At 46.5% G+C, this 14,845-nt stretch carries 16 protein-coding genes; 13 read left to right on the top strand and 3 right to left on the bottom strand.

Translation table 11 applies throughout. The features are described 5' to 3' along the window. The first annotated feature begins 45 nt into the window (after window positions 1–45). The 12 genes from cysM (at window position 46) to H6995_09540 (ending at window position 11,299) form a co-directional block, all read left to right on the top strand. Window positions 46–987, top strand: coding sequence for a cysteine synthase CysM (cysM, locus tag H6995_09595; protein MCP5215247.1), 942 nt, complete (start codon window positions 46–48; stop codon window positions 985–987). Between the two features lie 131 nt (window positions 988–1,118). Beyond that, the gene (gene rlmD, locus H6995_09590) at window positions 1,119–2,492 is read left to right on the top strand and encodes a 23S rRNA (uracil(1939)-C(5))-methyltransferase RlmD (GenBank protein ID MCP5215246.1); all 1,374 of its coding nucleotides are present in this window, start codon (window positions 1,119–1,121) and stop codon (window positions 2,490–2,492) included. 59 nt (window positions 2,493–2,551) lie between these two features. Further along, window positions 2,552–4,798, top strand: a complete 2,247-nt coding sequence (relA, locus tag H6995_09585) for a GTP diphosphokinase (protein MCP5215245.1) — start codon at window positions 2,552–2,554, stop codon at window positions 4,796–4,798. Between the two features lie 65 nt (window positions 4,799–4,863). Next, window positions 4,864–5,670 (top strand): nucleoside triphosphate pyrophosphohydrolase, encoded by an 807-nt coding sequence (gene mazG / locus H6995_09580; protein ID MCP5215244.1) that lies wholly within the window; start codon window positions 4,864–4,866, stop codon window positions 5,668–5,670. Window positions 5,671–5,790: 120 nt separating this feature from the next. Then, window positions 5,791–6,444 (top strand): adenylate kinase, encoded by a 654-nt coding sequence (gene adk / locus H6995_09575; GenBank protein MCP5215243.1) that lies wholly within the window; start codon window positions 5,791–5,793, stop codon window positions 6,442–6,444. Between the two features lie 31 nt (window positions 6,445–6,475). Next, window positions 6,476–7,363, top strand: a complete 888-nt coding sequence (locus tag H6995_09570) for a hypothetical protein (protein MCP5215242.1) — start codon at window positions 6,476–6,478, stop codon at window positions 7,361–7,363. Between the two features lie 324 nt (window positions 7,364–7,687). After that, a complete protein-coding gene (locus H6995_09565) occupies window positions 7,688–8,161 on the top strand; it encodes a hypothetical protein (GenBank protein ID MCP5215241.1) in 474 nt (157 codons plus the stop codon). Window positions 8,162–8,225: 64 nt separating this feature from the next. Beyond that, entirely contained in the window at window positions 8,226–8,933 is a 708-nt protein-coding gene (tsaB, locus tag H6995_09560; GenBank protein MCP5215240.1) for a tRNA (adenosine(37)-N6)-threonylcarbamoyltransferase complex dimerization subunit type 1 TsaB, read from the top strand. A gap of 4 nt (window positions 8,934–8,937) precedes the next feature. Further along, a complete protein-coding gene (locus H6995_09555; GenBank protein ID MCP5215239.1) occupies window positions 8,938–9,735 on the top strand; it encodes an undecaprenyl-diphosphate phosphatase in 798 nt (265 codons plus the stop codon). Window positions 9,736–9,753: 18 nt separating this feature from the next. Then, window positions 9,754–10,059, top strand: a complete 306-nt coding sequence (locus tag H6995_09550) for a hypothetical protein (GenBank protein ID MCP5215238.1) — start codon at window positions 9,754–9,756, stop codon at window positions 10,057–10,059. 32 nt (window positions 10,060–10,091) lie between these two features. Then, entirely contained in the window at window positions 10,092–10,859 is a 768-nt protein-coding gene (locus H6995_09545) for a class I SAM-dependent methyltransferase (GenBank protein ID MCP5215237.1), read from the top strand. 122 nt (window positions 10,860–10,981) lie between these two features. Beyond that, a complete protein-coding gene (locus tag H6995_09540; GenBank protein ID MCP5215236.1) occupies window positions 10,982–11,299 on the top strand; it encodes a hypothetical protein in 318 nt (105 codons plus the stop codon). A gap of 88 nt (window positions 11,300–11,387) precedes the next feature. On the opposite strand, the gene H6995_09535 is transcribed toward H6995_09540, so the two are convergent. Then, the gene (locus H6995_09535) at window positions 11,388–12,410 is read right to left on the bottom strand and encodes a diguanylate cyclase (protein MCP5215235.1); all 1,023 of its coding nucleotides are present in this window, start codon (window positions 12,408–12,410) and stop codon (window positions 11,388–11,390) included. A 534-nt stretch (window positions 12,411–12,944) separates the two neighbouring features. On the opposite strand from H6995_09535, the gene H6995_09530 reads away from it, so the two are divergent. Next, window positions 12,945–13,229 carry a cold-shock protein gene (locus H6995_09530; GenBank protein MCP5215234.1) on the top strand — a complete coding sequence of 95 codons (285 nt, stop codon included), beginning with the start codon at window positions 12,945–12,947 and terminating at the stop codon, window positions 13,227–13,229. On the opposite strand, the gene H6995_09525 is transcribed toward H6995_09530, so the two are convergent. Together H6995_09525 and dapE are read right to left on the bottom strand one after the other, a co-directional pair. Continuing rightward, window positions 13,226–13,513 (bottom strand): hypothetical protein, encoded by a 288-nt coding sequence (locus H6995_09525; GenBank protein ID MCP5215233.1) that lies wholly within the window; start codon window positions 13,511–13,513, stop codon window positions 13,226–13,228. The genes H6995_09530 and H6995_09525 overlap by 4 nt on opposite strands. A gap of 36 nt (window positions 13,514–13,549) precedes the next feature. Then, window positions 13,550–14,692 (bottom strand): succinyl-diaminopimelate desuccinylase, encoded by a 1,143-nt coding sequence (gene dapE, locus H6995_09520; GenBank protein ID MCP5215232.1) that lies wholly within the window; start codon window positions 14,690–14,692, stop codon window positions 13,550–13,552. Between the last annotated feature and the right edge of the window lie 153 nt (window positions 14,693–14,845).

Raw genomic sequence — 14,845 nt, 5'->3', positions numbered from 1 at the left:
GCAGGCAGGGCTTATAAATCGATAAAACGTTTTAGGGATATTTAGATGAATTCAATAATTCAGGGTAATGATTCGCAGCGCAGTCCTGAAGATTCTGATGTGGCGGCTTTCCCAACGATTGAAAGCTGTATCGGTAATACGCCCCTGGTGCGTTTGCAGCGCTTGGGTGGTGAGAGAGGGAATACAATTTTAGTGAAACTGGAGGGAAATAATCCCGCCGGCTCAGTTAAAGATCGCCCCGCGTTAAATATGATTAATGCAGCAGAACAGCGGGGCGATATCAAACCCGGAGACACCCTGATAGAAGCCACCAGTGGTAATACCGGGATTGCCCTGGCGATGGCTGCTGCTATTAGAGGCTATCGTATGGTACTGATCATGCCAGACCATATGAGCGAGGAACGCCGAGCCGCCATGGCAGCCTATGGTGCCGAGTTGGTATTGGTAACCAAGGACGAGGGAATGGAAGGTGCCCGTGATCTGGCGGCAAAGATGCATGATGAGGGTAAGGGGGTCGTATTGGATCAGTTCGGCAATATGGATAACCCACAGGCGCACTACGCAACTACCGGCCCGGAAATATGGCAACAAACACAGGGCAGGATAACCCACTTTGTCAGCTCTATGGGTACTACGGGCACCATTATGGGGGTGTCGCGCTATTTGAAAGAACAAAATCCTGCCATTCGAATTATTGGTTTGCAACCTCAGGACGGTGCCAGTATTCCCGGTATCCGGCGTTGGCCGCAGGCTTATCTACCCAAAATATTTAATCGTGATCGCGTCGATGAAATAATAGATATATCACAAATCGAGGCAGAGCAAACAATGCGCGCACTGGCGGAGCGGGAAGGTATTTTTTGTGGCGTGTCATCAGGTGGGGCGGTATCGGGGGCGTTACGTATTTCAAAACAAGTTGAAAATGCGGTGATTGTGGCGATTATTTGCGATCGCGGTGATCGCTATCTGTCGACAGGGGTTTTTTAACAGCCGTCTAATGAAAAAGGTTAATGTGACGGCCCGCTTCCGGGTCGTTTTTATTTATGGGTTATTTGATTTATCCGAAATTGTCCCAATATACCCGTCAGCTTACTTTTTATTAAGGATATGTATTAACCGTGGCGAAGCGAGGAAAAAAGCAGAGAGTCTTTGAACAGGTCGAATTACAGGTCGAAGGATTAGCCCATGATGGCCGTGGTATGGCTAAACGTGAGGGTAAGCTGGTTTTTGTCGAAGGGGCTCTACCCCAAGAAATTGTAAGGGCTCAGGTAAGAAGTAAGCGTAGTCGGTTCGATGAAGCCATAACACTTGAGGTGATAAAGGCGTCGCCACTGCGGTTAGAACCTCAGTGCGAACATGCGCAGTTTTGCGGTGGTTGCAGCCTGCAGTACATGCAGACTGATACGCAGCTGGGATTAAAGCAATCTGTTCTGTTGGAACAGCTTCAGCATTTTGGAGGGATAGTACCGCAAAAAATTATACCCGCGATGCGAGGTGGCCTCTATCATTATCGCCGTAAGGCGCGTCTCGGCGTTCGTTATGTAGAGAAGCGTGACCAGGTATTGGTTGGTTTTCGTGAGAAGCGCACTCACTTTATCACCGATATCAAGACGTGCCAGATTTTGGATTCACGCATTGGTAACAAAATTCAACTATTGTGCGAACTGATTCGTTCGTTGGCAGCCTACCGAACCATTCCGCAAATTGAAGTCGCGATTGGTGATGATCAGGTCGCGCTGGTTTTTCGGCATATGGAAAGTCTCACGCCCAATGATGTGAAGGCCTTGACTGATTTCGGCTTGCAGCAAGATATTGAGATTTACTTGCAACCCGGCGCGACGGATTCAGTCCATAAAATATGGCCAGCAGAGACGGAGGAGCGGCTCAGTTACCGGCTTACGGACTATCAGTTGGAAATGCGCTTTCATCCGATGGATTTTACGCAGGTCAATGCTGATATAAATCGCAGTATGGTTAAACAGGCAGTGACCTGCCTCGATCCTAAGCCCGGTGAGCGTGTGTTAGACTTGTTTTGCGGGCTAGGAAATTTTACGCTTCCTTTGGCGCGCTCAGGTGCAACAGTCGTGGGTGTCGAAGGTAGTGCTGAGATGGTCGCAAGAGGTTGTGAAAATGCACAGCATAATGGCCTGGGAAATGTTGAATTTTATGCGGCTGACTTGACCCAGGACCTTAGTCAGCAACCCTGGGGCAAACTAGGTTTTGATAAGGTTCTGATTGACCCGCCGCGCTCCGGTGCGTTGGAAATAGTGCGGGCAATGGTGCGATGGCAGCCTGTTCGTATAGTTTATGTATCATGCAATCCGGCAACCTTGGCGCGGGATGCGGGAGAACTAAAGCAGCAAGGCTATGAGTTAGTGAAGGCGGGAATTTTAGATATGTTTCCGCAAACGAAACATGTGGAATCTATCGCGGTATTTGAACGTAACACGAATGGACAAACTGCGCCCAAATTGCATGCGGGCGCTGCCTGATAATTTAATCTCGAAGGGGTCGGTCTAGTCTCCCGGAGACAACTGACAACAGCTTAAATATGGTTCAAGTTAGGGAAAGGCATCCGGTTGCAGCAGACGGCTCCATCAATTTAGAAGCCTGGTTGGATAGACTGCAAGCGGATTTGAATTTACCGGATATTGATGCAGTGCGTCGGGCCTGTCACCTCGCACAGCAGGCGGCGCTTAAGCCCGGTAGTCCCTCTCGGGATGCCGACTTTGATAATGACTGCTTTTTTGCCGGATTGGAAATGGCTGAAATACTGGCTGACCTGAAGTTGGATCAAGATACCTTGATTACGGCCATTCTTTATCGTGCTGTGCGGGAAGGAAAGCTTGGCTTAGATCTGGTTGAAACACAGTTCGGCGCTATTGTCGCAAAGCTGATTATGGGTGTGCAGCAGATGGCGGCGATTTCGGCTGTACAACAGCCGACAACGGGTGCAGTACTCGGTGATTCCCAGCGTCAGATTGATAATATTCGTAAAATGCTGGTTGCGCTGGTAGATGATGTGCGGGTCGCGCTAATTAAATTAGCCGAGCGAACCTGGGCCATCAGAGCGGTTAAAAATGCGCCGCAAGAAAGAAAACAAAAAGTCGCCAGAGAAGTTTTTGATATCTATGCGCCGCTCGCGCATCGTCTTGGTATTGGCCATATTAAGTGGGAATTGGAGGACGTGGCGTTTCGTTATCTTTCTCCAGACGAGTATAAACGGATCGCCAAACTGTTGGACGAACGGCGTCTGGATCGCGAGCGTTATATCGCCGACATGGTCAGCTTGCTACAAAATCGCTTGCAGGAACAACATATAGACGCGGTTGTCACCGGTCGGGTTAAGCACATCTATAGCATCTGGCGTAAGATGCAGCGCAAACAAATTGATTTCGACCAAGTACACGATATTCGCGCAGTGCGAGTTTTGGTGCCGCATCTTAGAGACTGCTATACCTCATTAGGCATAGTGCATGATTTGTGGCGGCATATTCCGAAGGAATTTGATGATTATATAGCGACGCCAAAACGCAACGGCTATCGCTCCCTGCACACCGCTGTGATCGGCCCGGAAGGGCGCACGCTGGAAGTCCAGATTCGAACCCACGAAATGCATGAAGAAGCGGAATACGGGGTTTGTTCCCACTGGCGTTATAAAGGTACAGATAGCGCCAAGTCTGAACGTAGCTATGAAGAAAAAATCGAGTGGTTACGACAAGTATTGCATTGGCATGAAGAGGTGGGCGATCTAGGTTCGCTTGCCGATGAGCTGCAATCGGATATCGAGACAAATCGTATCTATGTATTTACTCCGGCTGGACATGTCATTGATTTGGCACGTGGCGCGACCCCCGTGGATTTTGCTTATCGGGTACACACAGAGGTTGGTAATCATTGTCGTGGTGCGAAAGTCAACGGGCGTATTGTTCCTCTCAATTACCAGTTAAAAACTGGGGAGCAGGTCGAAATACTGACGGCAAAAAATATAGTTCCCAGCAGAGATTGGCTGAATCAGGCTTTGGGTTATGTGTTTGTTGGTCGTACCCGCACTAAAATCCAGCATTGGTTTAAGCTGCAGGACAGAGATAAAAATGTTGCCGCAGGGCGCAGCATTCTTGAAAAAGAGCTGAAGCGATTGGCGCTAGATACGGTGGATCTAAAAACACTGGCACCGGCGATGAACTATAAAACGCCGGATGACATGTTTGCGGCACTCGGAGCAGGTGATTTGCGGCTGGGTCAGATCGTCAATGCCGCGCAAGAACAAATTGAGCCAGCACCTCAACAAGATGAACTTAACCTCAAGATGCCCTCAGGTACGACCATCGTTAACCCGCGCAATAGTCTTGAATTTAAAGGCGTGGGTAATTTGCTATCCAGCATTGCCAACTGCTGTAAACCGGTACCTGGAGATGAATGCGTAGGTTACATTACTCAGGGTCGCGGTATTTCAATCCATCGCAGCGACTGTAAAAATGTGCAACGTATGCAAAATGATGAGCCTGACCGAATTATTGATGTACAGTGGAGTAGTAAAGCGGCGGGTCAATATCCGGTCGATATATTGATTCGCGCCTTTGATCGAGCGGGTTTGTTGCGTGATGTGACGGCGATACTTGCCAATGAGGCCGTGAATGTAACCTCAATGAATAGTGAAACCGATGACGTAAACAACCTGGTGGATCTACGTTTGACTTTGGAAGTCTCAAATCTTGAGGTGCTGGGTAAAGTCCTCAGTAAGATTAATCAACTACCCAACATCATAGAAGTTAAACGTTATAAACAGGGTGGTTAAGGTCGCTGGCGTTATCTTGACTACCCGCCACTTTATTTGTTGGCCTAACTTAAAGTAGCTGTGTGATGCAAAATCGACTCGAAGATCTGTTGCAACTGATGCGTGATTTACGTTCACCCGAACACGGATGTCCCTGGGACAAAAAACAATCGTTCGCTACCCTCGTACCCTACACCCTTGAAGAAGCCTATGAGGTGGTGGACGCCATTGAGCGTATGGAGATGGAGGATATCAGGCTGGAGTTAGGCGATTTATTATTTCAGGTGGTGTTCTATGCTCAAATTGCCAGTGAAGAAGGTTGCTTTGATTTTGATGCAGTGATTGCCGGCATCACCGAAAAACTATTGCGTCGACATCCACATGTATTTCCTGAGGGTACGCTGGCTTCGGCTGGGACGGCGCTGGCGAGTTCCAGCGAAGAAGAAATAAGACAAAACTGGGAACAAATTAAGCAGGGCGAAAGGGTAGAAAAAGTTCAGACGAGCCTATTGGATGATGTGCCCGAAGCACTTTCAGCATTAATGCGTGCTGCAAAATTACAAAAACGCGTAGCGAAAGTTGGATTTGACTGGCCGGACGAATCAGGTGCATTAGCGAAAGTGCATGAAGAACTTGCAGAACTGGAAGAAGCGATGGCGTCGCAGCAAAAAGAACGAATGACAGATGAGTTGGGAGACCTGTTGTTCAGCTGCGTAAATCTGGCCAGACACTTAGAGATTGAGCCTGAGATGGCTTTGCGCGGCACTATGCGAAAGTTCGAAAAGCGATTCCGCTACTTGGAAGCGGAGTTGGTTGAGGCCCGACAAGATATTTCTGCGCAGAGCATAGAGCAACTTGAGGCGGCCTGGCAGCGGGCAAAGTTACGTGCCTGAAGCAAAACACTCGAATAAATATGCTGAATCTGGACATTTTGTTAAAGGGATTTCCCCGCAGTATAAAAGCGGTTATAGTCGATGGCAGTTGAATTAATAAGAACGGGGAGGCACGCAGCTATGCGCATAATTTTATTGGGGGCGCCAGGAGCTGGCAAAGGCACACAAGCACAATTTATTAGCGAGCGTTTTAATATACCACAGATATCTACAGGCGATATGTTACGCGCAGCAGTGAAGGCGGGTACTGAGTTGGGTGTGAAAGCCAAAGCGATAATGGACTCTGGTGGGCTAGTATCAGACGATATTATAATTGGCTTGGTGAAAGAAAGAATAAATGAACCGGATTGTGCCAATGGATTTTTATTTGATGGCTTCCCTCGTACCATTCCGCAAGCGCAAGCCTTAAGAGATGCAAAAGTTCATATTGATTGCGTGATTGAAATTGATGTGAGGGATGAAGAAATTATCAAGCGCCTTAGTGGGCGACGTGTGCATCCAGCCTCTGGTAGAGTTTATCATTTAGTATATAATCCTCCTAAGCAAGCCGGTAAGGATGATGTGACAGGGGAAGATCTGCTGCAAAGGGATGATGATACTGAACAAACGGTGCGCAAAAGACTGGAAGTTTATCATGAGCAGACCAAACCTTTAATTAGCTACTATACTAATTGGGCTGTATCGGAACCAAAGCAGGCACCGATCTATAAAAAGGTTGATGGGTTGGGTTCGGTAGAGGATATTAGGAATCAAATAATAAGCGGTTTAGATTAAACTTTATTAATCTGATCATTGGAGAATTGCTATGCCCCAAGCAAAGAAGTCGACAGGCACTAAAACTCGTACAAAAGCGAGCAAAGGAAAAAATGCGGCAACATCGGCGGCAGATCAACTGTCTGCTAAGGTGCACAAAGAACTTGAACTGCTCAAGAAGAAAGTAGCAGCAGCTCAAAAACAGGTACAGGTCACAACGAGTCGCGCCACGAAAGCGGCAACTGAAGCTAACAAACGCAACGTTGAAAAGGCCAAACAGGAGTTAGCTAAGTTGGACAAGATGTTTTCTGATATGCACGTGAAAGCGAATGTGGCAAAAATCAAACAGGCTGCCGTCAAAGTTGAAGCGCGTGTGAAAGCGGTTGAGGCAGATGTTGAAAAACGTATAAAGGCCTACAGCCAAACACTTGCAAAAAAGGCAGAAGCAGATTGGAAAAAAGCCATGGCGCTGTTTGAAAATAAATGGCGTGCTGAGCGGAAAAAAGCGGATTTAACAAAACATTCGGCACGCGCAAAAGCAGAAGCAGCGCGTGTAAAAAAAGCAGCGGCACAAGCAGCCAAGCAACTGGCTGAACTAAAAAAGAAAGAAGCCAGTATTGCCAAACCTGCGGCTAAAAAAGCACCAGCCAAACCAAAACCGGCTGCGAAAAAGCCCGCCGCTGTGAAAACAGTAGCTAAAAAAGCACCGGTCAAGAAAGCACCGACGAAAAAAACCGTAGCGAAAAAAGCAGAAGCTAAGGCGACGGTTACAGCTAAGCCGACCGCTCCGGCGAGTAAAGCAAAACCAGCGGCCAAGAAACCAGCGGCTAAGAAGCCAGCAGCTAAGAAACCAGCTCCAGCGAAACCAACTGCGCCGACTAGCCCAGCTGTAACGCCTGCTGCTCCAGCTGCTCCAGCTACGGAAAAAAGTGGTAGCTAATTAGCTTAAGCGAACCCACTTTGATATCGATAGTCCCCAGGTTGAATTAATTTCTCCTGGGGATTTTTTTAGCGTGGATAAGTTGCTTTCCTCGACTGCAAAGTAAGCCAGAGCCAACTGTGGCGCTGGTGCTGTGTGTTCTCATATTTTAGGGACTTGGATTTGATTTAGACTGGCTTAGCTTCGCAACACCTTTTAATATAGCGCAACGTAGGAGCAATTACCGAGAACCTCAGGTTGACATGGAGTATATAAAAATTCGAGCACGGAGCTGATGCAGCAATCGTGAAAATAGATAGTTTTCAGAGATGCCTTTAAAGTACGATGCCAGTTTATAACATAGAAAAACTAATGGATGAAACAAGGCGGATTGCTTCGGAATACCGCCAGTCAACAGGAAGTACTTTGCCCGTAAGTGCAGAGCTGGCCAAATATGACGCTAGCAAATTGCTTGGGTTAAAGCCGCTGAATAGTCAGCAAAGAGCGGTTGACGGATTGCTGAACTCTCCGCAAGGCGATAAAAAAGTTCAGGTGAAAGGGCGAGTAATTTTTAACGCTGACAAACAAGGGCAAAGAGTAGGGCAATTAAACCTAGATGCTGATTGGGATGTGCTTGTGCTTGTTTTGATGAATGATCAATATGAAACTACAGAGATCTATCAGCTTGAACGTGATAGATTATTGGCGGAATTGACCGACGTAAAATCAGCCCATAAAAAGTCCAGGGGGGCTATTTCGGTTAAAAAATTCATAGCTATTTCTCAGCTATGCTGGCCTCGCAATACGGAACATGAATGAGGCAGATTTATTTGTGTACGACAAATGATGTTCCTTAATTTTTCCGGTCTGTTGATACCCGTTAATGACTAGATTACTGGCTATAGAAACCTCGAGTCAGGCTTGTTCTGTGGCGCTTGCTATTGATGGCAGTGTGATCGAACAGTATGAAGTGATGCCGAAACGGCATGCACAATCATTATTGCCTATGATCCATACTGTGTTGGCAGAAGCCGCTTGTGAGTTGTCCAGTTTGGACGCTATTGCTTTTGCGCGTGGGCCGGGTTCATTTACCGGAATTAGAATTGCAACGAGTGTTGCGCAAGGTTTGGCATTTGGTGTGGATTTGCCACTAGTGTCGGTTTCAACTTTGGCGGCGTTAGCTCAGACAGTTTATCGCCAATATCAAAATGAGCAAATCATTGCTGTGCTGGATGCACGCATGAAAGAAATTTATTGGGGGTGCTATCAAGCGAATTCAGGATGTGTAGAGCTAGTAGAGAAAGAACACATGACGTACCCAGAAATGTTACAGCCGCAGATTGCATTCGAGAGCCGAAAGAGTTGGGTTGGGGTTGGCGATGGCTGGGGAGAGGGAATAGCGCTACCCGATTTGCTGAGGCAGAAAATAAAACATGTTTACAATCCTTGCTATCCACATGCCCAGGATGTTTTGCGATTGGCGCAACGCGATTTTAGTCACGGTTTACTGTTAAGCCCAGAATTGGCCCAGCCGACCTACATGCGCGATAAAACCGCTTGGCGTAAGTCGCCAAAGTATAGCGAGCACTGAAGCGATGGATGCTACACAGGCGATATTTTTAGCCTTGTTGCAGGGGCTAACAGAGTTTTTACCGGTCTCCAGCTCCGCTCACCTGATTTTGCCCTCACAACTATTTGGCTGGACTGACCAGGGTTTAGCCTTTGATGTTGCTTTGCATGTAGGGACTCTATCGGCGGTATTAATCTATTTCAGAATGGATGTATTGACAATGGGCCGGGCTTGGTTTGGATCATTTTTCGGTAGTGGCATAACTGCGGAAAGTCGTCTCGCCTGGTTCGTCATTCTAGGCACTGTCCCTGCTGGTATAGCGGGTTTTTTGGCGAATGGATTAGTTGAAGATTATTTGCGCAGTACTTTGGTCATTGCCAGTGCAACGCTATTGTTCGGCGCTCTGCTCTATGTTGCTGAGCGTATGGGCTCTCATCAGAGGGGGTTAGATCAGCTGAGCGTTAAAGATGTTCTTGTGGTTGGCTTTGCTCAGGCGCTGGCATTAATTCCGGGTACTTCACGATCAGGTATTACCATAACTGCTGCGATAATGCTGGGATTGAACCGGACGGCGGCGGCAAGGTTTTCTTTTTTACTTTCAATCCCTATTATAGGTGCCGCGGGATTATTGAAAACTTCTGATTTGTTGCAGTCAGAAATTGATATTGATTGGACCAATATCCTCTTGGGAACGGTTATTGCGTTTATTAGTGCTTATCTCTGCATTGGTTGGTTTTTAAAAATTATTGATCGCATCGGTCTGATACCCTTTGCCGTTTATCGCTTAATATTAGGCGTTATTTTAATTTTATTTTTCGTGTAAAAAAGCTACTCTTTAGCCATGAATATCATTTCATCACTGCCGGTTATTCGTCACTCAGCCAGAGGCGTGACAGCGAATCCGGCTGGACGCGAGCCTATCCGGCAGCAAGATCAGAGTGCTGTGGAGCAAGGAGCAACCTTAGCGCCCCCCGAAACCGATAAGCAAGCACCGGTTTATCGTTCCGAACGTGTTGATTTGCGAGGGCTACAAGTCGATGCTAAGAATTTAACACATAAGCGTGCCCTGAATACCTATCAAACGACAGCCCGGATCATAGAATCTGACAATGCCCAGATATTGACGGGGCTCGACCTGTTCGCCTAAGGTTGCTGCCGATCATAAAGACTCCGAGACTCATGTTAAAGGTTGTTGCTGAAACTCCTGTACAGCAGGAACAAGCAGAAACTATTGCTACTGCTTTATATACGACAGTGATACCCGTCGAAAATGTTGCTGAAGAGACCGCTCAGGTTTTGGTTTGGGTAAGCGACCAAGGAGTTGGGCTACGGCTTCCGGGTCGTACCTTGACCAAACCAGTTTATGTTGATTTTTTATCCGGTGTCATGACTTACCGGCAACGGCATATGGCGGTAAAGAATGAACTGATTGCCAAAGCGATTGGTCTCAAGGCTAACCAGTTGCCGACAGTGATTGACGCCACCGCTGGTTTTGGACGCGATGCTTTTGTGTTGGCCGCTTTGGGCTGTCAGGTGACGATGCTGGAGCAGCATCCGGTTGTCGCCCTGATGTTAAAATCTGGCCTGGATCGAGCGCGGAAAAATCCCTCCATCACTTCGATTATTGCACGAATGAATCTGTTTGAAACAGACGCGGTAACGTATTTGTTGCTGCTTAATGCGCAGCAAAGACCGGATGTAATATATCTGGATCCGATGTTTCCGGTCAGGCAAAAATCGGCAAAAGTAAAAAAGGATATGCAAGCCTTACATTTATTGCTTAAGCATGATGCGAGTGGTGACCTGCTGTTGATGCCAGCCTTGGATCGTGCCCGTAAACGAGTAGTTGTTAAGCGTCCTCGAAACGCGCCGAATTTGGCGAATATTGCTCCACAGCTTAGTTTTAATGGCAAATCAAGTCGTTTTGATGTTTATCTAACGGCTTGATTTAAATAAAGTTGTGATTTTGTTTTACTTGGAATGGGGGTTTAAAAGTGTTACAAATGTAAGCCCTGTTGGCAGATGTTAAGAATAACGGTTCATTTATCAATCGAGAGAAAGGAAAAGTTATGATTAGTCAAAAAATCGTTCAGCTTGCAACTGTAGTATTTTTTTCAATGTTTTTAGCGGCCTGCGACTCCGACAAAGGATCTTCTGGGAGTGAGAGCATGGGGTCGAAGGCGCCAGCCGTCGAAGAAAGTGCTGGCTCGTTAATGGAAGATGCCAAAGAGTCAGCCGATAGTATGGTCGATTCGGTCAAAGAGGAAGCTTCAGATGCACTCGAAGCCGGAAAAGAAGTAATGGATGACGTTGAAGAAATGGCTGAGGATATGCATGAAGATGCTGAGGCCAAAATGAAAGGTATGATGGATCATATGAAGGAATAATAATGAAGTGCCAACCGATCAATAAAATCGGTTGGCGCGATTCACGTTAAAACAGAAAGAATGAATTTCAAACCGGTCAAAAATAAATCTAATCAGCAACCATCACCCGATTTCTACCGTTTTCCTTAGCCTGATAAAGCGCACTATCTGCGCGCCCAATATAGTCTTGAATATCCTCATGGGGTTGGTATTGAGCAACACCGACAGAAGTAGTAATCCGATCAATTTCCTGGTCTGAACCACGTTGTTTAATCTTCATATTTTGAGTGATATTTCTGATTTCCTCTGCGACTTGGATAGCACTATCTAACGAGTAATTGGGTAACAATACAACAAACTCTTCACCGCCATAGCGCGCGGGAAATCCCACTTCGTCGCAGACGTGGGTGAGTACCTTGGCAAAGGATTGCAGGACTTTGTCACCAACGACATGGCCATAGGTATCGTTGCATTTTTTAAAATGATCGATATCGCTCAGCAAAAGACAAAGGGGAGTGCCGTTAGAACAGGCTTCCGCAGCCAAACGCTTTATTTCCTTATCAAAGGACCTCCTGTTATCCAACTGTGTGAGCGAGTCGAGAGATGCTTGTTCGGCCAGTTCGGTCAGCTCGCGACGTAGTTGATCGATCTCGGAATTGGCTTTGCTAATCTCATCACGAAACTGTTCGGCTACTTTAGAAGCGTCTTTGGTATGCTGGATCAGTTGGTAGACAACCTTTTCGATGCCATTATCGTCTGAACCTGCTTGAAGCTCTTCTAATCCTTTTTGCAATTGATTCTCGAAATTTTGCTCATCTTTCAGTGTGTGTTCGGTTTGTTGGGATAGATTGCCGATGATTTTAGATAAATTTTGTTGCACATGCTGGGCGAAATCTACCTCATCATCAATGACATAACGCCTGAAAAGATCAGCGCTGATATCTGCGGGGCAAGTATCAAATTGAGCAATGGTTTTATCCAGTTCCTGATTTAGTTTAGGTGTTCGGTGCGAAACATAGGTATACCAGAGGGCAAAATTTCGTGGATTGGGGTGAATGCCATATTTGACCATGAGAGGGATGGCTTCCCTTAAGTAATTGGCAGCCTGAGTTGCATCTTCGTTGTACTTCATCTTTTGGCCTTTATTGTGTTATGTGCGAATTACGCCGTTTAAAATATAGTTCACAATTTTACTTTCCTCTAGTATCCCCTTCGCTTAAATCACTTCAATTCAGCAAGTTTTACACGGCGTCTTGCAAAGCACGATTTGTGTTGAAAGAAGAGCTGTTTTAACTTGCTTAGGCCGGAAAAACTAAAAAGCAATGTGCTATTGCGCTAAATATTTGGGTTTCAGGAAAATGGACTTGAATAGGAATGTAAGCCTATGTTTATATTAGCGCTGGCCTGCATTATTTGTATCACTTCGCTTGAGCCTTACATCTGATCAAGATATTGACTCCATGGCCTTACAGCATTTTCCATTGTGTATTCGTCTATAGGTTTAGTAATAATGTTAAGTATTTTAATTCGCAGTATTTTAATTAGTTTTTTAGTGGCCATTCCGGCCCCATTTGTTATTGAGTGGTTGTCCACTAACGTAAGCGCTGAACCAAACTTAGCCAATTTTCTGGCGATTTATTGTCTTGCCTTCGTGGGTTGCTTTGTTATGGGTATATCGGACTTTAAATCGAATGAAGAGAGTGTGTTTTCTGAAAACGGAGATGGACAAGCAAGTGATGAGAGCAAGCGCGAGACAGGTACGGTTAAATGGTTTAACGTCTCCAAAGGTTTTGGTTTTATCACAAGAAGTAATGGTGAAGATGTCTTTGTGCACTATCGTTCGATTCGCGGTAGTGGCCGACGGACTTTGAGTGAAGGTCAGAAAGTTCAATTTAGTGTGGCACAAGGAGATAAGGGGCTGCAAGCGGAGGACGTTACTGCTAAACGCTAATCATCGTTATGGAAAAATTTAATTAGGCGAAACAGACTCAGCCCCAAATAGCCGAGTAGCGCCGTTAGAATGCCGATCACACACAATATTGAGCCCACAAGAGCGATCATTTCTTGCTCTATCGATGATGGCATTGTTCTGTCCACCCAGATGATAAGGCCTGTACCGAAGAAAAATACGCCAGCACCAATAATAAGCAACTGTAGATTGTGTTTTTGATTTTCTCCGCGGCGGTTAAGCCATGTCAACAGGCGATTGGTCGGTTTTTTGGGGGGGCTTGGCATCACTGGTCTTCGGATAAGTTAAGGCTAGGAGGTTTACTATTGCTCAGCCAAAAGTATCGCCATGATATGTTGATAAATGCGCGCTAGCTGGTCCAAAGACTTGATATCCACCGTTTCATCAAGTTTATGAATAGTTTTGTTGACCGGCCCAAGTTCTATTACCTCGGCCCCTGTCGGGGCAATGAAACGTCCGTCTGAGGTGCCGCCGCTAGTTGACAATGCGGTATTAATACCAGTTACCGCCATTACCGCATCTTGTGCGGCTTCAATCAGTTTACCCTCAGCGGTTAAAAAGGGTTGGCCGAAATGCGTCCAATCTAATTGGTAGTCAAGTTGGTGTTTGTCGAGCGTAGCTTTGGTAACGTGCATGAGTTCTACCGCAGTAACCTCAGTAGAGTAGCGAAAATTAAAGAGTAATTCCAACTGACCAGGGATAACATTGGTTGCGCCAGTGCCGGCGTTGATATTGGATATTTGAAAAGAAGTGGCTGGAAAGAAAGTGTTGCCCTGATCCCATGGGGTTTTAACCAGTTCGTCGAGCGCAGCGAGCGCCTGATGAATGGGGTTGCGGGCGTTCTGGGGATAGGCAATATGGCCTTGTATTCCTTTGACCAGCAGACGACCGCCTAATGAACCGCGACGTCCGTTTTTAATGGTGTCACCTAGGGTTTCACTGCTTGAGGGTTCGCCCACCACACACCAGTTGATCTGTATATTTTTGGCGCTTAAATACTCTACTACTTTCAGTGTGCCATCGACCGCCGGACCCTCTTCATCACTAGTAATCAGAAAAGCTAACCTGCCGCTATGCTGGGGCAGTTGTTTGATAAAACGCTCCGCCGCGACAATCATGGCCGCCAGGCTTCCTTTCATATCCGCCGCGCCACGGCCATAAAGATAACCATCCCTGATGCTGGGCTCAAATGGCGATGAAGCCCAATTTTCAATTGGGCCCGTAGGGACGACATCAGTATGGCCAGCAAAAGCTAGAATGGGGCCTGATGTGCCATGTACCGCCCAAAAATTCTTAACCTCACCGAATGCTAAACGTTCGATAGCAAACCCGATGCGCTCAAGTCGTGCAATCATTAAATCCTGACAACCCTGGTCTTGCGGAGTTATCGAGGGTTTTGAAATCAATGCCTTAGTCAGCGTTAATACGGGGCAGTCATTTGTCATGCCGTTATATTACTCTTTTGTTATTTTAAGAGAGGAAAAGATAGGCCTAAATTGGACGCAACTCTATACCAGTTTAAAGTTCATCACAAAGGTATTCAATGCTGAAATCGCAGCGTAGAGGTGTGCCGAGCGGAATCTATTTGTTAATTCTGT

It is taken from the genome of Pseudomonadales bacterium, assembly GCA_024234615.1.
GTDB lineage: Bacteria > Pseudomonadota > Gammaproteobacteria > Pseudomonadales > IMCC2047 > JAJFKB01.
This window is presented reverse-complemented; position numbering and strand designations above follow the sequence as displayed.